Source organism: Ruminococcus sp. CAG:379 (assembly GCF_000434255.1).
GTDB lineage: Bacteria > Bacillota > Clostridia > Oscillospirales > Ruminococcaceae > Ruminococcus_F > Ruminococcus_F champanellensis.
Map to the genome: position 1 here is coordinate 49898 of NZ_FR894897.1, position 596 is coordinate 50493.

Genomic DNA, 596 nt, shown 5'->3' on the forward strand with positions numbered 1-596 from the left:
GGGCTTGGTCAACACCAGCAGGAATGCTGCATTGCTCACCGCATACACCGCAGTCACCGGCGCAGCGGTCAAGATCGCCGCACCATACCGGGCAAGGGTGATCTCCCCTTGGGCACTGAGTACCGTCCAGATATCCATCACCAGAGAGAAGAAGATGCCGGACAAAGCGCCATAGAGCAACAGCACCGGCAGCCTGTGAAACCAGGCATAACGGGCAAGGATTCCGGCGCCGTAGCCGATCAGCCCCCAGCTAAGCATCTGAAAAGGAGTCCACATGCCCTGACCGAAATAGCAATTGGACAGCAGTGCTCCCAAAGCACCGCAGAGAAAGCCGGATTCCCGCCCCAGATACAAGCCGGTCAGGATCACAAGGGCTGCTACCGGCTTGATGGACTGTGTCCAGGCGAAAGCCAATCTGCCTGCCACAGTCATTGCCACCAGCACCGCCAGCACCACCAGTTCCCCTGCCTGCCAGGCTCGATGCTCAATCCGCAGCAGCATCACTCCGCAGGTCAGCAGTACCATCAGCACAGAAGCTGCAAGGGTATTTTGCAGCCATACCGCACACAGCAGCATGCCAGCCGCTCCCAGCATCA

1 protein-coding gene is annotated in these 596 nt (G+C 59.1%); it reads right to left on the reverse strand.

All coding sequences use genetic code 11. The features are described 5' to 3' along the window. A partial coding sequence (locus QVO51_RS06605) for an ECF transporter S component (RefSeq protein WP_288167947.1) occupies positions 1 to 596 on the reverse strand: 596 nt, incomplete at both ends.